The following is a 22,590-nucleotide window of genomic DNA, read 5'->3' on the forward strand; positions in this document are numbered from 1 at the left end:
CGCTCGATGCATGACCCCGAGCGCGACCATCCCCCACCCCGACCGTGCAGCGGCCCGCTGGCGCGCACTCGAACGCTGGGAGCAGTTGACGGCGCTGCCGATGTTCTTTGTGGCTGTCGCCTTCTTCGCGGCCTCGTCCATCCTGCTCATCGACGTGCAGCTGCCGACGGATGCGCAGGGCCAGCTCACGACGGTCGTGTCGGTCAGCTGGATGCTCTTCATCGCCGAGTTCGTCGTGCGTCTCCTGGTCAGCCCCGCCAAGCTCACCTTCGTCAGATCCCGATGGTTCGACCTGCTGTCGCTATTCGTCGTGATCCTGCGACCGTTCCTCATCGTCACGTACCTCTGGCGGCTGCCGTTCTTCCGAGGCGGCGGCGCGAGGGCCAAGCGCACCCGCAACGTCCTCGCCGTCTCGATCGCGTCGCTCCTGTACGTATACACGGCCTCGCTCGGCGTGTACCTCGTCGAACACAACACCTCAGGCGCGAACATCCTGAGCATGGGCGACGCCCTCTGGTGGGGGTTCACCACCATAACGACGGTCGGCTACGGCGACTTCACACCCGTCACGATCGCGGGGCGCGCGCTCGCCGTCTCCCTCATGGTCTCCGGCGTGCTCATCGTAGGCTTCGTGAGCGCGACGATCATGTCGGCCATCCGCGAAGACGCGCACACGATCGCAGCGAAGCTGACAGCGAAGGTGCCGGGCGAAGCCGAGGCGACGGCCCAGGGCCAGGGCCAGGCCGCTCGCTGACGCCTTGAGCCCAGCCCGACCGGGCCGACGCCAAAGACCGGCCAACACATAAGACCCGCCGACGCGAAAGACCCGGCCGCCAGAAGGCAACCGGGTCTTTGTTTGTAGCTGGAGAGAGATTCGAACTCTCGACCTCACGATTATGAGTCGTGCGCTCTCACCAACTGAGCTACCCAGCCAAGGGTTTCTGCAACAGACACCTGCTCCAGAATGGAGCCCCGAGTCGGGTTTGAACCGACGACCCCTTCCTTACCATGGAAGTGCTCTACCACTGAGCTATCGGGGCGAGATGCCAATCGAGCTTGTGGCTCGGAATGGCACCAGATGAGGATAGCACCTCACGGAACCCCGTGAGAACACGACCCTCGTCGTGGACCGCGTGTTACGCGCCAGCGCTTTCGCCTGGCATCGTGACGACCGTGGAAACCACGTTGAACTGCGTGAGGAAGGCGATCGGGTCGATCTTGTTGCCGTCCGCCGTGTGCACCTCGAGGTGCAGGTGGGGGCCAGTGGATGCGCCCGTGTTGCCGACCTTGCCGAGCTCGTCGCCGACCTTGACGACGTCGCCGACCTTGACCGCGATGGAGCCGGTCAGCATGTGGCCGTAGACGCTCTCGTAGCTCTGCCCGTTGATGACGTGCTCGACGATGACGTGCACGCCGAGGCCGCCGTTGTCGGTCGGGGTGACGCTCTTGACGGTGCCGCCGGCGATCGAGCCGATCGGCGTGCCCTGAGCGGGTGCGAAGTCGATGCCCATGTGGTTCGTGCTGCCGATGCCACCGGGCGAGACGCGAGGACCGAAGTCGTCGGTGATCGCGACGCCGACCGGGAACGGCCACTGCACGGTCGAGGAGAGGTCGTTCTTGTAGGTGCCACGGTCGACGAGGCTCATGAGGTTGGCGGCGGTGGCCGACCCCATCGTGGTGACGGCGTACGCGTCTTCGCGCTCGACCGTCGTGCCTTCGCCACCGGAGACCGTGAGGGTCTGGCCGGGAACCGAGGAGACGGCGTCGGCCAGCGCTGCTGCGCTGTCGCCTGCGACCTGGTCTTCCTGAGTGGAGGTCGCGTTGGCGGGCATCGTCGAGACGACGGCGATGGTCGCCGCGAAGCCGAGTGCCGTGACGCCTGCCGCGCCGCGGAGGAGGGCGCCGCGCTTCTTGTGCGACGACTCTGAGTTCTTGACGCGGACGAGGCCGCGGCGGCCGGTCTTGCTGTCGACCTCGGGGCGAAGAGCCTCTTCGTTGCGTGCGAAGCTCAGCGGCACTTCGAGGACCGCGACCGAAGCGCGCTCGATGCGAGCGGTCGACTCGGTCTCGTCGGAGCGGATCTGCGCGACTTCGGCGATGCTCGGCGTGACGATGGACGCGGGGGCCGGTGCAGGTGCGGAGACGACGGGCGCCGCCTCGGCGATCGACACGACCTGCGGCGCAAGGGCCGCGGTGATGACGGGGGCCGTCTGCACTGGAGTCGAGGTGCGCTCCGCCTCGCGGCGGGCACGGCGGGAGGTGAATGCCTCCGGCGTTGCCTCTGGCGCGCTAGCCGCGAGCGATGCGAGACGCTCTGCTTCGCGGAGTTCTCGACGGGTCATGGGCGCCGGCTGAGCCTGCTCCTGGCCCGATGTGAGAAGGGAAGTCAACGATTCATATCCTTACCGCGGTTTATAACGAACTGGTAAATAGTAACGCGCAGGTCACGGAAACTTCAAGGTCTCCGGGGAATCAAGGCTCTGTGTGGCCCGTCGCGAGGGTCGGCCCATCGGCCGCGTGGCCAGCAATCACGCGGGAGGGCGCGGGAGCCGACGACGTTCCAAGTCGGGCGTAATTCTTGCTGTCCAGCGCACCCCGGGCGTGCCACCGTCACGGATTCAGAGGCCAACCCCAGGAAGCAACGTGACCAGATCGGCCAGCTCGACCTCGAGACCCGGCTTGGCCGCGATGATCAGGCGGCGCCCTTCGCGCCCCATCGCCTCGCCCACGACGACCGCGCCGGCCTCGCGGGCGACCAGCGCCGCCCCTGCGTGATCCCACGGGTTCAGCCCCGACTCGTAGTACGCATCCAGCCGATTGATCGCGATGTTGCAGAGATCAAGGGATGCGGCGCCCACGCGGCGCAGGTCGCGCACGCGACCGGCAAGCGTCGTCCACTGCTCCGCCTGCTGCACACGACGCTCGGCCGCGTAGCTGAAGCCCGTGCCGACGAGAGCGAGCTCGAGAGGCGGGGCCGCGTCCACGTGCAGCCGCTCGCCGTTGCACCAGGACCCCTGCCCACGCATGGCGGTGAAGGACTCGCGACCTTCCGGGTTGACGACGGCTGAGGCGAGCGCGGTGAAGCTTGAGGGCTCAGAACCTGGATCGCCGAGAACGACCGCGACGCTCACCGCGTAGTTCGGGTAGCCGTAGAGGTAGTTGACGGTGCCATCGATGGGGTCGACCACCCAGGTCAGTCCCGTCTCGCTTGCCGTGGCGTCTGATTCCTCACCGAAGAAGCCATCGCCAGGGCGGAGCTCCTCGAGACGGCGGCGGATGTGGGCCTCTGATTCCCGGTCAGATGCGGTGACGATGTCCACCGACGACGACTTCGTGTCGGCGACCGCCACGCCTTCCTTCCGGCGCGCAGCCACGAGCTCGCCGGCCTCCGTCGCGAGCGTCACCGCGATGTCGAGGAGCTCCCGCAGCTGCTCGGGAGCGAACTGATCGGCGTCTGGTGCAGGTGAGGAAGCGTCGCGTTGGGTCACCGCTGGAGCGTAGCAAGCGCGCCCTTCGCGGGCTGATTCTGTGTTTGTGTTTGTTTCTCTTGTTTTACGCCCGCTTCGGGCGTACGCTCTCCACCAGAACCAACACCCGGATCGCACAGGAGCATCCATGTACGCAACGGAGCGGCACGCGCTCATCCTCGAACGCATCACCCAGCACGGGAAAGTCGCCGTGCGGGAACTCGCGGGCGACCTCGACGTCACACCAGAGACCATCCGCCGCGACCTCGACCAGCTCGAGCTCGAGAACCTCGTCAGACGAGTCCACGGCGGAGCCGTCAGCAACTCCCTCGGCAGCCTCGCCGAGACCGCCGTCGCCGAACGGCAGCCGCTCAACCACGACGCCAAGGTGAGCATCGGCGAAGCCGCCGAGCGCCTCATCCCCCGCGGCTTCACCGGGTCCATCCTCATCGACGCCGGGACGACCACCGCCGAGATCGCCGCGGCCCTCGTGCGACGACCCTCAGACGAGCTCGCGAAGCTGCAGGTCATCAGCAACTCCCTGCCCATCCTCGCGCTCCTCGCGGCGCACAGCGAGCTCACGACGATCGCCATCGGCGGGCGAGTGCGAGGCCTCACGAGCGCCGCCGTCGGCCCGAGCGCCCTCGCCCAGCTCGCCGCGCTCCGCCCCGACCTCGCCTTCGTCGGCACCAACGGCATCAGCGCCGAATTCGGGCTCAGCACCCCAGACCCCGACGAGGCGGCAGTGAAGTCGGCCATGTGCCGAGGCGCCCGCCGCGTGGTCGTCGCCGTCGACGCCTCCAAGTTCGACCAAGACGCCCTCACCCACATCGCGCCGCTCTCCAGCGTCGATGCCCTGGTCACCGACCAGCCCCCGCGTGCGGCACTCGCCGCCGCGCTCACCGAGAACGACGTGGAAGCAGTGCTCGCATGATCGTCACCGTCACCGCCAACCCAGCAATCGACAAGACCCTCGCCCTCCCCCACCCGCTCGCTCGAGGTGAAGTCCAGCGACTCACCGGCAGCGAGTCGCAGGCGGGCGGCAAGGGCATCAACGTCTCCCGCGCCCTCCGCGCCTCCAAGCTCGACAACCTCGCCATCTTCCCCGCATCCGCAGACGACGACTTCACGCACCTCGTCGAAGCCGAGGGGCTCCGGATGCTCCCCGTCCGCATCGAAGGCAAGGTGCGCACCAACTTCGCCGTCACCGAGACCGACGGCACCACCACCAAGCTCAACGAGCCCGGCCCGCACCTCAGCGCCGAAGAAGCAGACGCCCTCGTCGCCGCCGTCGTCGCCGCATCCCACGGCGCCGACTGGCTTGTCCTCGCGGGCTCCCTGCCGCTCGGAGTCGACTCCTCCTTCTACGCAACGCTCATCGAGGCCGTTCGCGCCGAGCTCGGCGACGCATCACCGCGCGTCGCCGTCGACAGCTCAGACGCCCCGCTCGAAGCACTCCTCGCATCCGGAACCCGCGTGCAGCTCATCAAGCCGAACGCCTTCGAGCTCGCCGACCTGAGCGGCATCTCCGACGGAGACACCCTCGAAGCCGACCCGCAGCTCGCCGCCGACGCTGCGGGGAGAGCCCTCGAACGGGGAGCCGACGCCGTGCTCGCCACCCTCGGAGGAGCAGGCGCCATCTACCGAGACGCCACCACCAGCCTCTTCGCCACCCCGCCACCCACTCGCGTGCGCAGCACCGTCGGAGCAGGCGACTCGTCGCTCGCCGGCTACCTGCTCGCGAGCGTCACCGGGGCCACCCCCGAACGCGCCCTCGCCCAAGCCGTCGCCCACGGAAGCGCCGCAGCTTCCCTCCCCGGCAGCGGAGTCCCATCCCCCGAGCAGACACAGCCGGACCTCGTCCGCATCGACCACCTCGCCACCACCGGCGAACACAGCAACAGCATCGCAACCAGCACCAAGGAGAACGCATCATGACCACCTACATCACGCCAGGGCTCGTCGCCCTCGACGTCGACCTGGGTGCGGACAAGACCGATGTCATCCGCAACCTCGCCGAACGCGTCGTCTCGCAGGGCCGCGCGACCGACGCCGCAGGGCTCGCCGCCGACGCCCTCGCCCGCGAAGAACAGGGAGCGACCGGCGTGCCTGGCGGCATCGCCATCCCGCACTGCCGCTCCGGCGCCGTCACCGAGGCCACGCTCGCCATGTCGCGCCTCAACCCGGGTGTCGACTTCGGCGCCCACGACGGGCCCAGCGACCTCGTCTTCTTCATCGCCGCCCCCGACGGCGCCCACGACGAGCACCTCCAGATGCTCTCCAAGCTCGCCCGCTCCCTCATGGTCCCCGAGTTCAACGACTCGCTCCGCGCCGCGACCACCCCGGAAGAGATCGTCGCGATCGTCGAGAAGGCCCTCGAGCCCGAGGAAGCCAAGCCGGCAGCTGCTGCCGCACCCGCGGCTCCCGCCGCGAGCGGAGCATCCACCGGCCCCGTCATCGTCGCCGTCACGTCCTGCGCCACCGGCATCGCCCACACCTTCATGTCAGCGGATGCGCTCACCGCGAAGGCCAAGGAGATGGGCATCGAGTTCTACGTCGAGCCGCAGGGCTCCTCGAAGGTCACGCCCCTCGACCCCGCCATCATCAAGCGCGCAGACGCCGTCATCTTCGCCAACGACGTCGACGTGCGCGACCGCGGCCGCTTCGCCGGCAAGCCCGTCGTGCAGTCGCCCGTGAAGCGCGGCATCGACCACCCGGACGAGCTGCTGGGCGAGGCCGTCGCCGCAGCCAAGGACCCGAACGCCAAGCGCGTCCCGGCCGTCGACTCCAGCGAAGCATCCGAGAACAACGCCAACGAGAGCGTCGGCGCCCGCATCAAGCGCTGGCTGCTCACCGGCGTCAGCTACATGATCCCGTTCGTCGCAGGTGGCGGCCTCCTCATCGCCCTCGGCTTCCTCCTCGGCGGCTACGACATCGTCAGCGACGGCCGCAACACCGACATCATCCTGCAGAACTCGCTCTTCAACCTGCCGCCAGACGAAGCAACCCGCTCGGGCCTCCTCGTCTACCTCGGCGCAGTCGCATCCGCCATCGGGCAAGCCTCCATGGGCTTCCTCGTGCCAGCCCTCGCCGGCTACATCGCCTACGCCATCGCCGACCGTCCAGGCATCGCGCCCGGCTTCGTCGCCGGTGCCGTCGCAGGCATCATGGGCGCCGGCTTCATCGGCGGCATCGTCGGTGGCCTCATCGCAGGTGGCGCGGCCTACTGGATCGGCTCGTGGAACGTGCCCCGCTGGATGCGCGGCCTCATGCCGGTCGTCATCATCCCGCTCGTCGGCTCCATCATCGCCTCCGGCCTCATGGTCATCCTCCTCGGCGGCCCCATCGCGGCCCTCACCAACGGCCTCAACACCTGGCTCACCGGCCTCACCGGCGCCAGCGCCGTACTCCTCGGCATCATCCTCGGCACCATGATGTGCTTCGACCTCGGAGGCCCCGTCAACAAGGTCGCCTACGCGTTCGCAGTCGCCGGCCTCGGCGCCGGATCCTTCGACAACCAGGCACCCTGGATGATCATGGCCACCGTCATGGCAGCCGGCATGGTCCCGCCGCTCGCCATGGCACTCGCCACCACCATCGCACCGCGCCTCTTCTCCCCCGTGGAGAAGGAGAACGGCCGCGCGGCCTGGCTTCTCGGAGCTGCCTTCATCTCCGAAGGCGCCATCCCGTTCGCCGCAGCCGACCCGCTGCGTGTGATCCCCGCGAGCATCCTCGGTGGTGCCGCCACCGGGGCCATCACCATGGCCACGGGCGTCACCTCGCAGGCACCCCACGGCGGAATCTTCGTGTTCTTCGCCATCGGCAACCTGCTCTGGTTCGTGCTCGCGATCCTCATCGGAACCGTCATCTCCGGCCTCACCGTCATCGCCCTCAAGAAGTGGGTGCGCAAGGCACCGGTCGACGCCGACGTGCCAGTCGCCGCCTCGCTGCAGGGCGAGCTCGCGCACTAGGTCGCTCGCGTCGCGGACGCCTCCCTCTGACTCGGGATGGGTTCCACGCTTCGAGATGGGTTGCACCCCATCCGGAAGCGCGGGACCCATCCCGAGACTCGTTGAGGTGCGGCCACGCCCTCACACTCGTCCATCCGAGTAGTCCGCATCGTTACTCCAGCGAAACTTCCCTGCGGGCATACTCACACTATGGACTTCATCAACGAACTCATACTCGCCGGCGGTGACTTGCTGTGGACGTGGGCAGTGCTGCCCATCCTGGCCCTGCTCGGTGTGTACTTCACCATCCGCTCCGGCGTGGTCCAGTTCCGCCTCATCCCGGAGATGTTCCGTACCCTCACGAACAAGACCCCCCTCAACGAGGCGGGCGAACCGCAGTCGGTCTCCGCGTTCCAGGCATTCACGATCTCCGCCGCATCGCGAGTCGGAGTCGGCAACATCGCCGGCGTCGGCACCGCGATCGCCATCGGCGGACCAGGCGCGGTGTTCTGGATGTGGGCGATGGCGTTCATCGGCGGCGCGTCGAGCTTCGTGGAGTCCACGCTCGGGCAGCTCTACAAGGTGCGCGACAAGGACAGCTTCCGCGGCGGGCCCGCCTACTACATGCAGTACGGGCTCAAGTCACGCTGGATGGGCATCCTCTTCGCCGTCATCCTCGTCATCTGCTTCCCCTTCGCCTTCAGCTCCCTCCAGGCGAACACCATCTCGGCGACCGTCTCCGCGAGCTTCGACGGCGACGTAAGCTGGATCCCGTGGGTCGTCGGCATCGTCCTCGCCATCCTGACGGCGCTCGTCATCTTCGGCGGCGTGCACCGCATCGCCTCGATCACGCAGGCCGTCGTGCCCCTCATGGCCCTCATGTACCTCCTCATGGGCATCGTCATCGTCGGCATGAACATCGACCAGCTCCCGGTCGTGTTCGGTCAGATCTTCACCCAGGCGTTCGGCTTCAACGAGGTGCTCGGCGCCACCGTGGGCACCATCATCATGACCGGCGTCAAGCGAGGCATGTTCTCCAACGAGGCAGGCCTCGGCTCAGCGCCGAACGCCGGCGCCAGCGCGGCAGTCACCCACCCCGTCAAGCAGGGCCTCGTGCAGACCCTCGGCGTCTACTTCGACACGTTCCTGGTCTGCTCGATCACCGCATTCATCGTCCTCGTCTCGACACCGGACCTCGCGGGGGCGGAACGAGGAATCGCCCTCACGCAAGCGGCCGTCGTCGGGGCGCTTGGGCCGTGGTCGAACATCCTGCTGAGCATCATCATCTTCCTGCTCGCGTTCAGCTCGATCATCGGCAACTACTACTACGGCGAATCGAACATCGAGTTCATCAACCCGAACAAGACCGTGCTCCGCGTCTACCGCTTCGCCGTCGTGGCCGTCGTCCTCCTCGGATCCATCGCCTCGGCCGACCTCATCTGGAACACGGCAGACGGCATCATGGGGCTCATGGCGCTCGTGAACCTCGTCGCCATCGGCCTCCTCTCCGGCGTGGCCTTCAAGCTGCTGAAGGACTACACCGATCAGCGCAAGCTGGGCAAGGATCCCGTCTTCACGCGCTCACGGCTCCCGGAGCTCCAGGGCGTGCACTGCTGGGAGAACGAGCTCAGCGTGACGGGCCCCGTCACCGTCGTCGACGAAGCCAAGGCGCGCGGCTGATCCGGCGCAGCTGAGGCAGCGCACCTGCCGCGCAGAACAGAGCCGGGCCCGCATCCACTGATACGTGGATGCGAGCCCGGCTCTTCTCGGTTGACGCTGGAGTCAGCTCTCCTTGGTGTGCGGCTGCGCGTCGCGCCCGTCGACGTGGGCATCGATCTCGGACTCGTCGGCGTCGCTTCCGATCGGCGTCCTGTCGATGTCGGGGATGCCGTCCTCGTTCATGTCGTCGCTGCGAGCGCGCTTCGCGTCGTGACGCAGCGTGATCGCGGCGAGCACGGCCGCGAGGAGGCTGCCGCCGAGCACGGCGAGCTTCGCAGCCGCCGTGTGCTCTGAGTCGGGGAACGAGAGCTCGGCGATGAGCAGCGAGACCGTGAAGCCGATGCCGGTGAGGAAGCCGACCGGGAGCAGGTCTCTGACGCCGATCGCGTCGGGGAGCCTCAGCGGTGTCAGCTTCACGACGAGCGCTGTCATGCCGAGCACGCCGATGAGCTTTCCGAGCACGAGTGCCGCTGCGATCGCGATGAACACGGGCTGCGAGACCACCGCTCCGAGACCATCACCGTCCACGATGTTCACACCGGCGGCGAAGAACGCGAAGACGGGCAGCGCGAAGCCCGACGAGAACGGACCGATCTTGTCGCCGAACCGATGCGTGCGCGAGTCGGTTTCGCCGTGGACCTTCTTAGATGGCACGCAGAACCCGAGCAGCACACCCGCGATGGTCGCGTGCACGCCCGCCTCGTGCATGAGCACCCAGGCGATGATCGCGATCGGCAGCAGCAGCCACCAGGAGGGGCGCTTGGAGCGGACGACGAGCAGGAAGACGCCGACCGCGACGAGCGATCCGAGCAGCGCGAGCAGGTTGATGCCCGCCGTGTAGAAGATGGCGATGATGACAATCGCGAGGAGGTCGTCGACGACCGCGAGTGTCAGCAGGAAGGTGCGGACTCCGCGCGGGAGTCCGCGTCCGAAGATGGCGAGGACTCCCAGGGCGAAGGCGATGTCCGTCGCAGTCGGGATCGCCCAGCCGTGGAGCGCCGAGGTGTCGCCGAGGACGGACACCGCGATCACGTAGAGGATGGCCGGCATCGCCATGCCCGCGACGGCGCCGAGGACTGGCACCGCCGCCTCCTTCGGCTTGCGGAGGCTGCCCGAGACGAACTCGTGCTTCAGCTCCACGCCGACGGTGAAGAAGAAGACCGCGAGCAGGCCGTCAGCCGCCCAGGTCGCGAGCGACAGGTCGAGGTGGATGGCGGCTGGCCCGATCGTGATCGCGCTGAGCGCCTCGTAGCCTCCGCGCCACGGCGAGTTCGCCCAGATGAGGGCGATGGCGGCCGCGAACAGGAGGAGGGCCCCTCCGGTGGTCTCGCGCATGATCCACGCGTTCAGTCGCGCGAAGCCTGTCGGTCGAGTGGCGGGTGCTGTCATGGTTCTCCTGACGTCTGAGACCGGCCAGCGGGTTGTGGCACAGCCGCCGACCAGACTTCCCGGCACACCGGGAGACGAGTCTACCGCTCGCCCGGCGTGCATAGCAGCGCGCATGCGGACGCGGCGCGGCGTTCAGAGGCCGCGGGTGAGGACCTCGTCGAGGGCTGCGACGAACGTGTCGGCGCTCGCCTTCGTGAAGCACAGCGGCGGCTTCACCTTCAGGACGTTGCCGCGGTCGCCGGTGGGCTGCACGACGATGCCGATGGCGAGCATCCGGTCGCAGAGGGCGAGCGTCTCGGCCGTGGCCGGCTCGAGCGTCTCGCGGTCGCGCACCAGCTCGATGCCCTGGTACAGCCCGCGCCCGTGGATGGCGCCGATGAGCGGCTGCCGCTCTGCGAGACTCAGCAGCTGCTCGCGCAGGTAGCCGCCGATCTCGCGCGCGTTCTCCTGCAGCCGGTCGTCGCGCATGATGTCGAGCACGGTCACGCCGAGCCTCGCGCTGAGCGTGGAGCCGCCGGCGGAGGAGAAGAAGGTGCCCTGGTCGGCGAGGGCCTCGGCGATCTCGGAGCGCGTGATGACGGCGCCGAGCGGATGCCCGTTGCCCATGGCCTTCGCAACGGTCACCACGTCCGGCACGATGGGCTCGCCGTCAGGGCCGGCGTGCTGTTCGAAGCCCCAGAAGACGTCGCCCTGCCGCCCGTACCCGACCTGGACCTCATCGGAGATGACCACTCCCCCGCCGGCGCGGACCGCGTCGTAGACGGCGGCGAGGTAGCCCGGGGGCACCTCGATGGCACCCGCGTTGCCGTTCCGCGGCTCGGCGATGAACGTGCCGATCGGGGTTCCGGCGGCGGCGAGGCGCTCGAGCTCGGCGAGCGCATCCGCCGCGTACCGCTGACCCGCGTCGTCACCACGATGCGTGCCCCGGTAGGCGTTGGGCGCGTCGAGCGCGTGCACCCAGGGCGCGCGCAGCTCGGCGGCGAGCGGATTGTCGGAGGTCGACGTCGAGACGGCATCGGCCGCGTACGACCAGCCGTGGTACGACTCCTCGACGCAGGCGACGTCGTCGCGCCCCGCGAACGCCTTCGTGAGCCGGAGTGCGAGATCGACGGCCTCGGTGCCGCTGTTGACGAGCAGCACGGTGTCGAAGCTGTCAGGCAGAGTCTCGAGAAGCCGCCGGGAGAGCTCTGCGACCGACGCGTAGTTGAACCGTGAGTTGGTGTTGAGCATGCGCCACTGCTGCGCGACCGCGTCTGCAAGCACGGGATGCCCGTGGCCGAGGGCCGTGACGTTGTTGACCATGTCGAGGTAGTGGCGGCCAGCGGTGTCGATGAGCATCTCGCGCCAGCCGCGTTCGAACTGCGGCGGATGCGCGTAGTAGTGGCCTTGCAGGGGCGCGTAGGTGTCGAGTCGCGCGCGGAGGGTCTCGTCGGCTCCTGTTCCGGCTCCAGCTCTGCCCCCGCTCGGAGCGAGCCCGATGAGCTCGCTCGGGTCGCCGATGACGGCGAGCCAGGCCGGGAACTCCTCGGCGGTCACGAAGCGCGGGACCGGCGCGGCAGCGGCGTCCACCGCCGACACCTCGCCGAGTTGCAGGGAGACCTGCGCCCAGCCGGCGATCTCGGCGAATGGGTCACCCTCGTCGACGCGAGTGGGGACAGCTGCGCTCTCTCCTTCGAGCGAGCGGCCCTCGACGAGCCCGCGGGCACCGGCGATCACGAGTGTGCGCGTGCCGTCCGTAAGCGTGACGTGTCCCTCGGCCGAGGACACGAGGCCCGAGAACGGTGCCGTCAGTGCGAGGTCGTCTGTGCTGTACAGCTCGACGCCGGTGGCGACGTTGGCGGGGGCATCACGGGAGACGCCCACCGAGCGGGTGAGTCGCGGCTCGCCGAAGCGAGTCGCGGCGACCCCGCCCGTGCGGGCGGCGAGCAGCAGCAGCTGTGCCTCGGCTTCGGCCCCTTCGTCACCGAGCCAGGAGCCGTCGCGCAGTGCGGCGCTCGTGTGGTCGAGGGTGACGACGCGGATGCGGCGGGCGAGTTCGGGGTCGAGGAGCGTCGCGCCCTTGGGTGCCGTGGCTGGCCCTGCCGCGACCGTGCGTCCGAGTGCTCGTCGGATCGCGGCCGTCGCGACGCGCGAGTCGAGGGCGGCCGGGACGGCGAAGATGGTCCACTCGCGCTCGAGGGCCTCCTCGGCGTAGTCGTTGCCCTCGTCGATGGCGACCTGCTGCAGGCCGCTGACGACGAGGGTCGCGCCCCTGAGCACGATGAGCGGCCAGAGCGCGTCGATCTCGGCGTCGGTGAGCGGCACGACCGCGTCGAAGGCGCGGATGAGCGGCAGCACGGCGAGGGGGCGAGCGGGGTCGTGGTGGAACACGGCCGTGCAGGCGACCGCCAGCTCGGCGATGCGCCACCCCGTTCCCACGTCGCCGAAGTCGATGATGCCGGAGAGCTCGGGGCGGCCGAGCGCGCCGGCCGTCGCGACGAGGTTGTCGTCGGTGAGGTCGCCGTGGATGGCCTGCAGCGGCAGTTCGTGCTTGATGGGAGCAAGCGCGGCCGTGACGTCCTCGAGCGCGCCGAGCACGAAGGCCTGCCGTTCGGGCTCGGTGACGTAGCCGATGAGATCCTCGACGAGCTGTTCGCCGACGCGCAGATCCCACTGCAGCTCGCGGTCGAGACCGGGATGCTCGAAGCCGGCGAGCGTCGCGACGGCCTGCCCGACGAGCGTGCCCATGGCCGCGATCGTTTCGGCGGAGAAGTGCTCGAAGTCGATGAGGGGCGTGCCCTCGACGAAGGCCAGCAGGCGGATGCTGTGCGGCGACCCATCGACGTCGGCCGTCTCGATGTCGTGGCCGTTGACGCTGGGCAGCGGGGCGGGCGAGGGGTGGCCCGCCGCGTGCATCCGCCGCATGGCCTCGTTCTGCGCCTCGATCTCGTCGCGGCGCACGGCCCGGTTGCTGACCTTGAACAGGACGCGGCGGCTCGGCGCGTGCGGGAGTGAACCCGGCTCGGTGAACAGGAAGTTGCGGTCCTGCTGGCTGCCGAGCTCGCGAACCTCACCAGCGACGCCGTACAGCTCGGCCGCGATGCGACGCACCTCGTCGATCGTGATGTTCGGGCGCGGAAGGCCCTCTGCGAACGACGGAATGCCCTCTGCGAATGCGGCCATGACTGCTCCCCCTCGAGTCGCCGACCGGTGCGCGGTCGAACCGAGGCAATGCTAGCGGCGGCCGCCGACATCGCGGTCGAGGGCGAGCGAACCAAGCGGACTGCCCGTCGCGTTCGACCCGCACGCTCAGCCGTGGCTCGCAGCGATTCTCTGCGCTTCGGGCTCACGAACCTCATCGTCTCCGCGCTCGCTGGAGAGCCTGCCGGATGGGAGGAGCATCGCCGCGGCGAACCCTGCCACGTACACGATCGAGAGCCCCACGAAGATCGGCGAGAAGACGTCGCGATAGATCGCCGCGACGGCGGCCTGGAATCCAGGCTCGCTCGCATGCACGGCCGCGGGAGTGAGACCTGCCGCGTCGACGCCCAGCGGGAGCATCGCGACGACGCCGATGCCGATCACGCCGCCGATGATGGCGGTCGTGACGGTCGTGCCGACCTGTCCGACGATGCTGACGGAGGCCGTCACCGCCCCGGTCGCACTCTTGGGCGCGGCGCTCTGCACGACGGCGATCATGAGGCTCATGAACGAGCCGGAGCCGAGTCCTACCACGAACATGACGACCATCGGCGTCCAGAGTGGCAACCCGACGGGCAGCAGCGACATGGTGAAGAGTCCGCCTGCACCCAGGGCCGTGCCGATGATCGGGAAGATCCGATACCTGCCGGTCTTGCTCGCGAGGAAGCCGACGAGCAGGTTGCTGACGAGCATTCCCATGACGGTCGCGATCGGGACGAGCCCGGAGACGGTGGCTGAGGTTCCGTACGCCATCTGCACGTAGGTGGGCAGGTAGGCGGTGATGGAGATGAGCCCCACGCCGTTGACTGCGGCGATGATGGTGCCGACGGACACCGTCCGGTTCTTGAAGATGGTGAGCGGCACGAGCGGGTTCTCGGCTCGGACTTCAGCCCAGAAGAAGATGGTGAAGGCGACCAGTGCGACAGCGAACGCGGCGAGGGCTGACGCGAGGAGCTGCGCATCCGAGGCCCAGGTCACGCCGAGCACGAGGGCGACGAGCGCGACGGTGAACGCCACGGCGCCGAGCGTGTCGAAGCGGCGCATCGAAGTTCGCGGGATGCTCGGGATGGCGAAGAGCGCGAGGACGAGCGCGACGATGCCGACCGGGAGATTGATCCAGAACAGCCATTGCCATCCCCAGTTGTCTGCGATCAGGCCGCCGAGGAAGGGGCCGACCAGGATCGCGACCGGGAAGGCCGCTCCGATGATGGCCATGTACTTCGGGCGGGCTCTGGGGCTCGTGACCTGCGCGACGATCGTCTGCGACATGAGCTGCAGGCCCGCGGAGCTCATTCCCTGGAAGACCCGAGCCGCGATGAGCAGCCCCATGTTGGGCGCGAATCCGCATGCGAGCGAGGCGATGAGGAAGAGGATGAGCGAGGCGATGAACACGGAGCGGGCGCCCATGATGTCGCCGAGCTTTCCGATGACGGGCAGCAGCACGGTGCTGGCGAGCGTGTAGCTGACGACGACCCACCCCATCTCCTCGAGTGCGCTGAGCTCACCCGCGATAGTCGCGAGCGACGTGGAGACGACGGTGTGGTCGAGGGCACCGAGGAAGGTGACGGTGAGGAGCGAGGCGACGAGGAGTCGGAGCCGTGTTGGGGAGAGTGACATGTGTGTGAGCCCGAACGATCGGACGGTCTGCGCGACATCGTGTGCACCTGCCGCTGCTTTGCGACGGCGACGGGCTCGCTGAGCCCCACGCAGGTCCCAACCTACGCTGACTTATGTAGAAAATCTACTTAAGATGCTCGGGTCCCGGTCGCCGCGACCGGGGGTCCGATAAAGTTCTGGAATGAGAGAGTCGACGCTACGATTCGGCGCGCAGACCGACGAGGTCACCAGCCTTCTCCGAGTGGTCAACCTCGTGAGGACGCGACAGGCCGTGACGCGACCCCAGATCGGCACGGCGACCGGCCTCGGGCGAGGAGTCGTGACTCAGAGGGTCGACCAGGCCATGGACATGGGCTACATCGTGGAAGGCGAAGTCGGCCCATCCTCTGGCGGGCGCGCCCCGCGCACGCTCCGGTTCAACAGCGAGCGGGGCTTCATCGTGACGTGCGCCATCGGCGCCTTGCACCTCCACGTCGGACTCTCACATCTCGAGGGCGACGTGACCGCGCACGCGCATCTCGACTGGGACATCGCACGCGGTCCAGCTGCGACCCTGGACGCGGCGCTGGAGCTCATCGAGCAGCTGCTCACCGAGGAACGGGCGAGAACCGGCGACGAGACACAGGTCTGGGGCATCGCTGTCGGCATCCCCGGCCCTGTGGACTTCACCTCCGGAAGACCGGTCGCCCCGCCGATCATGCCAGGCTGGAACGGCTTCGACTTCCGCCGGCGTTTCAAGCAGCACTTCGACGCGCCCGTCTGGGTGGACAAGGACGTCAACCTCCTCGCGATCAACGAGCGCACCAACCGCCAGCTCCCCGATATCGATCTGATCTACTGCAAGGTCGGCTCTGGCATCGGCGCTGGCCTGGTCTCTCGCGGCCGGATCCACCGCGGAGCCAACGGAACGGCAGGCGACCTCGCGCACGTGAAGCTCGCGGGGTCGGACATCGCGTGTCGGTGCGGCAAGCTGGGCTGCGTCGAGGCCGTCGCGGGCGGCTGGGCTCTCGTCAGGGATGCGAAGCTCGCTATCGAGGAGGGGGCGAGGGGAATGCTCGCCTCGCGAGTCGCCGCTGGAGCTCCGCTCATTCCGGAGCTCATAGCCGTGTCGGCCGAAGACGGCGACGCACTCGCGATACAGCTCACCCAGCGGTCCGCGCGGGTCATCGGCGAGGCCCTCTCGGGCATGGTCAACGTGTTCAACCCGAAGGTGATCGTCATCGGAGGTGCGCTCGCGTCAGCTGGGGAGATCTTCCTCTCCGAGGTGAGGCACCGCGTGTATGAGCAGTCTGCGCCGCTCGCGACCCGCGATCTCAACGTGATGGTGTCGGTCGGGGACGTCAGGGAGCCGCTCCGGGGAGGCGCCGCGTTGGTTCGCGAGCAGCTCTTCGAGGAGACCTTCCCGCGTTGGTTCGCGAACGGCCGCCCCGAGATCTCGGCGTTCGAGTCGGAGCATTGACCACCCCCTGGGGCACACACCGCTCAGCGCATCCTTGACATATGTCCATTTCGCACATAACTTTGCGAGTCAGTCCCCAGCCAGCCCGGCCACCCCCTCACGGCTCGCCAGCGACTCCTCAGCGCGCGTCCACCAGCGAAGGTGCGGCGCAGAATGTTCGACTCGAAGGATGACCATCTCATGAGAACTCCGAGTGCCGGCAAGTTCAGGAACCCCATCCTGGACGGCGATCGGCCTGATCCAACCGTCATCAAGAGTGGTGACGACTACTGGATGACCTACTCCTCCTTCGACTCAGCTCCAGGAATTCCGATCTACCACTCCACAGATCTCGTGAACTGGACGCACCGGGGATCCGCCCTGGAGGATCCCCCCGGGGTGGTCTTCGCGATGGACATCGCCGAAGTCGATGGCCATTTCTACATCTACATCCCCTTCATCCCGGCGCCGTGGTCGACGACGATCGCCGATGCTTCGATATTCGTCATCCACGCTCCTTCGATGACCGGGCCATGGAGCGACCCGATCGATCTGCAGATACGAGGAGCGATCGATCCTGGGCATGCGATCGGTGAGGACGGGAAGCGATACCTCTTCGTCAACGGAGTGCGCAAGATACAGCTCACCGACGACGGGTTGGCGACCGTCGGAGAGCTTGAGCATGTCTATGACGGCTGGCAGTACCCCGACGAATGGATCACCGAGGCGTACGCCCTTGAAGGCCCGAAGATCCTCCGTCGGAATGGCTGGTTCTACCTCGTGAGCGCCGTCGGAGGAACTGGCGGCCCGTCTACGGGTCACATGGTGATCGTCGCCCGTTCTCGGACCATCAGCGGCGTGTGGGAGAACTCCCCGAGCAATCCGGTTGCCCGCACGACAGACCCCTCGGAAGCATGGTGGTCGCGGGGCCATGCGACGCTCATCGAGGGGCCGAGGGGCGATTGGTGGATGCTGTCCCACGGTTACGAGAACGGCTATCGCACGTTGGGAAGACAGCTTCTTCTCGAACCCATCGCCTGGACAGACGATGACTGGCCCGTTGCGCTGGCTCAGGACATCTCGATGGATCTCGACGCTCCCGATCGATCCACTCTGCAGATCCGTGACTCCGCTGGAGCCGAGTCCCTCCCAGAGTTTGAGCTCGGCGAGCGCTGGACGTTCTACGGACCGACACCCGGCGAAAGCTCGCGACTCACCGTGCACCAGGATTCGCTGGAGGTCGTCGGCAAGGGCGGCAGCGTGGCGGAGTCCTCACCGCTCGTCCGAACGGGCGGTGATCGCTCGTACGAGTTCTCCGCCGTGGTCGAGCTGGATGGTGACGCTGAAGCAGGCCTCATGCTGTTCTTCAACAATCGACTGTTCTGCGGCCACACGATCAACGGAACGCAGATGAACACCTACTCGGGCGGCGTGAAGACCTACTGGCACGAACCCGTCACGGCCACTCGGCGCATCCATCTCAAGTTGGTCAACGACCAGCACATTCTCACCAGCTGGCACAGCCTTGACGGTGAGAACTGGACGCGACACGGCGTGCGCTACGAGACCTCCGGCTACCACGCGAACACGATCGGCGATCTCGTCAGCCTGCGCCCCGCCCTCGTCTCTGCGGGGACGGGGTCGGCGAAGTTCTCTGAAATCCGCTATCAGCCGCTCTAGGACAGCCTGGAACGCCATCCCGCTCCAGGGAGAGGCCCGTGCACACGAGATCGAACTCGCGCGCACGGGCCTCGCGTCGTCTACATACGGTCGGCGCTCAGCCAGGCGACCATGCGCTCGATGCTCTGAGCGGCCCCGACCTGTGCGGGGCCATCAAGATGGCCGTGAGCAGTCGTCGGCTCGACGACGACCAGTGCGTCATTCCCTGCTTCGATGAGTTCGGAAGCGAAGCGCTGACCGGACGCACGAAGGGGGTCTGAGTCGCTGTTGAGGAGGAACGACGGTGGTAGCCCTCCGACGTCGTGCCCTCCTGGGAACGCATACGGGTGCAGCAGGTGAGCCGGATCGCCCACGTAGTTCAGGTTGATGAGGCGCACATCGTCGGCCGTGAAGCTGCGGCCTCCCGAATATCTGCACTTCGCGTCGATTTCAGCTGTCAGCGGTGGCAGCGCACGATGGAACAGCCCGTAGGCGAGGACGAGGGATGCCGGCTGGGGTCCGCCCCGATCCCGGAGGCGGAGGGCCGCACCTGCAGCGAGGTTGGCCCCTGCGCTCGCGCCGCCGAGAGACCAGCCAGGCGGGTCGACCTCCGGGACGAGACCGGATGCGGCAGTCCACGCCGCGGTGACCTCGTCCGAGGCCACAGGGAAGCGCACTCCGTCTTTCACGGGAACGCCACCTGCCTCAGCTGCGAACCAGTCAGGCGTGGGCGCCAGCTGATAGTCGACCGCGATGACTGCGATTCCGCGCGCGGCGATCTGCCTGGCAACCCAGTCGCTCTCGAGCTGATCGAGGCCGCCGAGGGCGAATGCACCCCCGTGCGCCCAGACGAGGCCCCTGGTCGGCGAAGAGGGGACGTAGGTTCTGACGGCGAGCCCGCCATGCGGACCCTCGATCGTGATGTCCTCAACTCGGATAGCAACGGCCATGCTGCGCTCTTCTCTCGTGTTCGCGGCTCGATGCGTGTTCGCACTCTGCGTCGTCGTAGACCACCGTGACTGGCCCGACGACGCCCGCTGGGAGGAGTTCAGCCTGATCGTCGAACACTCGCGTCATGGGCTCGAAGAGCGAACCGGAGGTGACCTGCCCTTCAGCGATCAGACGGTTCCGCCACGGGTTGGTCACGCGAAGCTCCACGACGTTGCGCCCCTGACCAAGACCGCGGGCGGGAAGCTCGAAGGGCGCGGTCCACACGATGCCTGCGTCGATGCCGTTGATCGTCACCTCCGCGATATCGCTGATGTCGCCGAACCGGATGCGGACAGGATGCCCCGCTTCGGGAAGGTCGAACTCGAACCGATACTGGACCGTCCCCGAGAACCGCTGGCCTTCGTCATCGAGTTCAGTCCAGCGGATCGGCTCTGTGCTCCGGATGGGTTCAGCGCCCGGGAGGGTCATGGTCCATTCGCCCCCGACGGGGACATCGAGGGGCGCGCTCGACGGAGAGACTCCGTCCCCTGTTTCGCCCGGAAGCACGAAGACGGAGCCGTACGGTGCGAGCGAGAGCTCGAATCCGGTCCCGTCGGAGGTGGGCCGCAGCTCGCGCCTCTCGAGTGCGACCGGGTCCCACGCAACCAAGGGTCGGTCACACCCGGGCAAGGAGATGGTCGTGGTCACGGGGTCCTCGTGCGCATTGGCGAGAAAGACGAGCAGCTCGCCGTCAACCCATCTCGCGATGCGTCGCACGTCGGTGTGAGGCACAACGAGCACCGGGGGAAAGTGTCGACGGAGCACATCGCCGAGCTCTCGAGTCGCGTGAACGTGGTCGCTATGCGTCGGCCCCCAGATCTGATCGCACAGCCTGGCGTGGCGCTTGCCGTCATCGGCGAGGGAGCGAAGTGCCGGGCGCGTACCGACGACCGTGGCACCGGCCTCCACGAGTCGCAGGATGCCCTCGAGTACCGACGTGCTCATCCGGTCACTGGAGCCTCCGAGGTAGAGCACGCGGTAGCGGGAGCTGCCTGCGCCCAGCACGCCGTCCGCGACTTCGAGGATCCCCGACAGCGCATCGGGGCCGATGTAGTCGAAGTCGTAGTCGCGCGGGACGCGCTCGTTGAAGTGATCTCCGTAGAGCCCGGTGACGGGTGCCTCCTCGCCGATGAAGAAGGCGACGTCAACCGCTGGCCGCCCCCGGGAGAGCAGGTGCGAGCAGCGCGCGAGGTAGTCGATCCAGGGGCGGGCGACATGGGCCCAGGTCTCGTTCCGCGTGAATGCCTGGCCCAGTGATGGAGCGAGCGCCATCCCAGGAGGAGGCACCTGTGACGGCTGGTGCGGTGACGAGTGGATGCAGAATCGGGTGACACCGAGGGTGAGCTGCAGGTCGGCGACGTGCTTGAGCGACTTGGGCGAATCGCTCCACGGGTTTCGACCGGAGGTGAAGGCTTCCGAACCGGTGTGCGTTCGCTGGTGGACGTGTGCCACCGACGATGCGCCCTTGAGATCGGCAACGTAGCTCGGGGCGGGGCCCGTCTTCGAGTCGAAGGTCCACATCGCCCCCATGGGGACGTCGGCGTGCGAGCGCATCGCGAGGTCGTCCCCGAGCTGAGGCCGCCGATCTTCGAGCGCCTCCGCGTAGTAGGCCATGCCGCGCTGGTGCGCTTCATCGGCCAGGGTGCCGTAGTACGCATCCGCGAACACTTCAGTGATCGTTCGTCTGAAGTCGCTGAGGAACAGGTCGGTCGCGGCGACGCTGTCGACCTGGAAGCCTACCGCGGCGAGCAGCCACGGGACGGGGTTGTAGCCGCGGAGCCGGACGAAATGCTCGACGAGGCGATCGCTGATGTTCTGCAGGCCGGCTTCGATGCTGTCGCTCAGGAGCGCGTCGATCTCCGCGTCGCCGAACTGGTCGAGGTGGCGAGTGATGTAGGCCCGCACTCGATCGGCATCGAGCTTGTCGACTTCCAACCCGGTCGCTTCGGGCAGGGCCGGGCCATTCGTCTGCCCGGTGAGCGACGACCCGAAGCGGATGATCCGCCACCGTCCTGCTGGGAGCGGCTCGGTCAGCCGATCCCCGCTCAGGTTTCCGCTGAGATCGATGACCGCCTCGGACGGGACGACGGCATGGGCTGCCTGCGGGTCGGTGTCGAGCGCGTCGTAGTCGACAGAGGTAGCGAACCCGCTCTTGGCTTCGACGTGCGCTGGCCTCCCCGCTTCGTGGAGTTCGAAGCGGTCGACGATGAACTCGCTCAGGGGCTGGAACACGGGCGGCGGTCTGACACCGCGCTCGAACGCCGAGGAGACGGCGCGGATGCCGTCTGCGCTGAGCAGCAGGCGAAACGCGCGTCCGGAGACCGGCGCGAACGACGCGGTTCGGGACGGGCACTGGTTCACTGGGAACGACGTCACATCCACGTACTCGCCGCTCCCGTCCTGCACCTGGAGCGTCGCCTCGACCGCCGGTGCGGCACCGAAACCGTGCGGGCCAGGGAGCACGATGACACACGAACGCACAGTGACCGGCTCGTCGAAATGCTGCTCGACCCAGGCTGTCGAGAACTCGTCGGGGTCGCGTTCGAGCCGAACGCTCCCACCCGACGCCTTCATGTCCCCGCTGGGAACGGAAGGGGCAGAGGTCTCGATGCCCTCAGGCTCGAGGGCATCGTGCTCGGGGTCGAACGGAACGGCCAGCACGAAGAGATCCTTGACGTGCCCGGATCCGGCTCCGGCGCCGCTCCCCCATTTGGGCACCGCTTGGAAGGGCCCCGCGACATCGGGCAGCGGGGCTAGCTCGGCCAGCGTTGCGCCGTCCACGACCGTCTGCGACCAGACGAGCTTGCGCATGGCGTCGTCCGCACTGACCCATGGGGCGCCAGACGCGCTCCACCCCGCCGACGTCGCCACGGTGAACTCCAGACCCAGTTCGCGGGCAGTCGCGCTGGCTGTCCTGATCGCGTCCCGCCACCGCCCCGTCCCCGGGATGACCGGGTCCGGGACGACAAGCGGGTTCCCAAGCGCACCGTCGAAGGCCTGGACCCCCCGGATCCCGACCGCGTGCAGCCAGCGCAGATCGGCGTCGATGCCGTCTGGATCGACGTTCCCGTCCATCCAGTGCCACCAGGCACGAGGTCGCGCGTCGTCTGGCGGCTGAACGAACGCGTTCCAGAGGTCATCGTGGCGGTCGGTCATGGCGGTGTCCTTCTTGCTCACGTCG

Annotated in this window: 14 protein-coding genes and 2 tRNA genes; 7 read left to right on the top strand and 9 right to left on the bottom strand. The window is 67.8% G+C overall.

Annotation, left to right across the window (positions count from 1 at the left end; all coding sequences use genetic code 11):
* Positions 1-10 precede the first annotated feature (10 nt).
* Positions 11-754 (top strand): potassium channel family protein, encoded by a 744-nt coding sequence (locus C5B97_RS16000; protein WP_104312972.1) that lies wholly within the window; start codon positions 11-13, stop codon positions 752-754.
* A 105-nt stretch (positions 755-859) separates the two neighbouring features.
* Here C5B97_RS16000 and C5B97_RS16005 read toward each other — a convergent pair.
* The 4 genes from C5B97_RS16005 to C5B97_RS16020 all read right to left on the bottom strand — a co-directional run bounded on the left by C5B97_RS16005 (position 860) and on the right by C5B97_RS16020 (position 3,488).
* Positions 860-933 (bottom strand) — tRNA-Met (locus C5B97_RS16005).
* A 32-nt stretch (positions 934-965) separates the two neighbouring features.
* Positions 966-1,040 (bottom strand) — tRNA-Thr (locus C5B97_RS16010).
* Between the two features lie 96 nt (positions 1,041-1,136).
* Entirely contained in the window at positions 1,137-2,390 is a 1,254-nt protein-coding gene (locus C5B97_RS16015) for a M23 family metallopeptidase (RefSeq protein ID WP_146080845.1), read from the bottom strand.
* Positions 2,391-2,618: 228 nt separating this feature from the next.
* Positions 2,619-3,488, bottom strand: coding sequence for an inositol monophosphatase family protein (locus tag C5B97_RS16020; RefSeq protein WP_258068312.1), 870 nt, complete (start codon positions 3,486-3,488; stop codon positions 2,619-2,621).
* 127 nt (positions 3,489-3,615) lie between these two features.
* Between C5B97_RS16020 and C5B97_RS16025 the strand changes: the two genes are divergently transcribed.
* The 4 genes from C5B97_RS16025 to C5B97_RS16040 all read left to right on the top strand — a co-directional run bounded on the left by C5B97_RS16025 (position 3,616) and on the right by C5B97_RS16040 (position 9,097).
* Positions 3,616-4,401 carry a DeoR/GlpR family DNA-binding transcription regulator gene (locus C5B97_RS16025; RefSeq protein ID WP_104312975.1) on the top strand — a complete coding sequence of 262 codons (786 nt, stop codon included), beginning with the start codon at positions 3,616-3,618 and terminating at the stop codon, positions 4,399-4,401.
* Positions 4,398-5,405, top strand: a complete 1,008-nt coding sequence (locus tag C5B97_RS16030; RefSeq protein WP_104312976.1) for a 1-phosphofructokinase family hexose kinase — start codon at positions 4,398-4,400, stop codon at positions 5,403-5,405. The genes C5B97_RS16025 and C5B97_RS16030 overlap by 4 nt, the downstream gene beginning before the upstream one ends.
* A complete protein-coding gene (locus C5B97_RS16035; protein ID WP_104312977.1) occupies positions 5,402-7,438 on the top strand; it encodes a fructose-specific PTS transporter subunit EIIC in 2,037 nt (678 codons plus the stop codon). Before C5B97_RS16030 ends, C5B97_RS16035 begins: the two co-directional genes overlap by 4 nt.
* A 189-nt stretch (positions 7,439-7,627) precedes the next feature.
* Positions 7,628-9,097 (top strand): sodium:alanine symporter family protein, encoded by a 1,470-nt coding sequence (locus C5B97_RS16040; RefSeq protein ID WP_104312978.1) that lies wholly within the window; start codon positions 7,628-7,630, stop codon positions 9,095-9,097.
* A gap of 102 nt (positions 9,098-9,199) precedes the next feature.
* On the opposite strand, the gene nhaA is transcribed toward C5B97_RS16040, so the two are convergent.
* The 3 genes from nhaA to C5B97_RS16055 form a co-directional block, all read right to left on the bottom strand.
* Positions 9,200-10,525, bottom strand: a complete 1,326-nt coding sequence (gene nhaA / locus C5B97_RS16045; protein ID WP_104312979.1) for a Na+/H+ antiporter NhaA — start codon at positions 10,523-10,525, stop codon at positions 9,200-9,202.
* Between the two features lie 132 nt (positions 10,526-10,657).
* Positions 10,658-13,687, bottom strand: coding sequence for an aminotransferase (locus tag C5B97_RS16050; RefSeq protein WP_104312980.1), 3,030 nt, complete (start codon positions 13,685-13,687; stop codon positions 10,658-10,660).
* 126 nt (positions 13,688-13,813) lie between these two features.
* Positions 13,814-15,322 (bottom strand): MFS transporter, encoded by a 1,509-nt coding sequence (locus C5B97_RS16055; protein WP_104312981.1) that lies wholly within the window; start codon positions 15,320-15,322, stop codon positions 13,814-13,816.
* Positions 15,323-15,503: 181 nt separating this feature from the next.
* Here C5B97_RS16055 and C5B97_RS16060 point away from each other — a divergent pair, with 181 nt between their 5' ends.
* Both C5B97_RS16060 and C5B97_RS16065 read left to right on the top strand, forming a co-directional pair.
* The gene (locus C5B97_RS16060; RefSeq protein WP_104312982.1) at positions 15,504-16,781 is read left to right on the top strand and encodes an ROK family protein; all 1,278 of its coding nucleotides are present in this window, start codon (positions 15,504-15,506) and stop codon (positions 16,779-16,781) included.
* A gap of 153 nt (positions 16,782-16,934) precedes the next feature.
* Positions 16,935-18,440, top strand: a complete 1,506-nt coding sequence (locus tag C5B97_RS16065) for a family 43 glycosylhydrolase (RefSeq protein ID WP_258068313.1) — start codon at positions 16,935-16,937, stop codon at positions 18,438-18,440.
* An 80-nt stretch (positions 18,441-18,520) separates the two neighbouring features.
* Here C5B97_RS16065 and C5B97_RS16070 read toward each other — a convergent pair whose 3' ends face one another.
* Both C5B97_RS16070 and C5B97_RS16075 read right to left on the bottom strand, forming a co-directional pair.
* Complete coding sequence (locus C5B97_RS16070) at positions 18,521-19,369, bottom strand: alpha/beta hydrolase fold domain-containing protein (RefSeq protein WP_104312983.1); 849 nt, start codon at positions 19,367-19,369, stop codon at positions 18,521-18,523.
* Positions 19,347-22,586 carry a glycosyl hydrolase gene (locus C5B97_RS16075; protein WP_258068314.1) on the bottom strand — a complete coding sequence of 1,080 codons (3,240 nt, stop codon included), beginning with the start codon at positions 22,584-22,586 and terminating at the stop codon, positions 19,347-19,349. The genes C5B97_RS16070 and C5B97_RS16075 overlap by 23 nt, the downstream gene beginning before the upstream one ends.
* Between the last annotated feature and the right edge of the window lie 4 nt (positions 22,587-22,590).

The organism is Pseudoclavibacter sp. RFBB5 (assembly GCF_002931555.1).
In the GTDB taxonomy this organism is placed as follows: Bacteria; Actinomycetota; Actinomycetes; order Actinomycetales; family Microbacteriaceae; genus Pseudoclavibacter.

Excerpts from the sequence above, each read along its gene's own strand:
- C5B97_RS16000 (WP_104312972.1), top strand. The coding sequence starts at position 11 with ATGACCCCGAGCGCGACCATCCCCCACCCCGACCGTGCAGCGGCCCGC.
- C5B97_RS16025 (WP_104312975.1), top strand. The coding sequence starts at position 3,616 with ATGTACGCAACGGAGCGGCACGCGCTCATCCTCGAACGCATCACCCAG.
- C5B97_RS16030 (WP_104312976.1), top strand. The coding sequence starts at position 4,398 with ATGATCGTCACCGTCACCGCCAACCCAGCAATCGACAAGACCCTCGCC.
- C5B97_RS16035 (WP_104312977.1), top strand. The coding sequence starts at position 5,402 with ATGACCACCTACATCACGCCAGGGCTCGTCGCCCTCGACGTCGACCTG.
- C5B97_RS16040 (WP_104312978.1), top strand. The coding sequence starts at position 7,628 with ATGGACTTCATCAACGAACTCATACTCGCCGGCGGTGACTTGCTGTGG.
- nhaA (WP_104312979.1), bottom strand. The coding sequence starts at position 10,525 with ATGACAGCACCCGCCACTCGACCGACAGGCTTCGCGCGACTGAACGCG.
- C5B97_RS16050 (WP_104312980.1), bottom strand. The coding sequence starts at position 13,687 with ATGGCCGCATTCGCAGAGGGCATTCCGTCGTTCGCAGAGGGCCTTCCG.
- C5B97_RS16055 (WP_104312981.1), bottom strand. The coding sequence starts at position 15,322 with ATGTCACTCTCCCCAACACGGCTCCGACTCCTCGTCGCCTCGCTCCTC.
- C5B97_RS16060 (WP_104312982.1), top strand. The coding sequence starts at position 15,504 with ATGAGAGAGTCGACGCTACGATTCGGCGCGCAGACCGACGAGGTCACC.
- C5B97_RS16065 (WP_258068313.1), top strand. The coding sequence starts at position 16,935 with ATGTTCGACTCGAAGGATGACCATCTCATGAGAACTCCGAGTGCCGGC.
- C5B97_RS16070 (WP_104312983.1), bottom strand. The coding sequence starts at position 19,369 with ATGGCCGTTGCTATCCGAGTTGAGGACATCACGATCGAGGGTCCGCAT.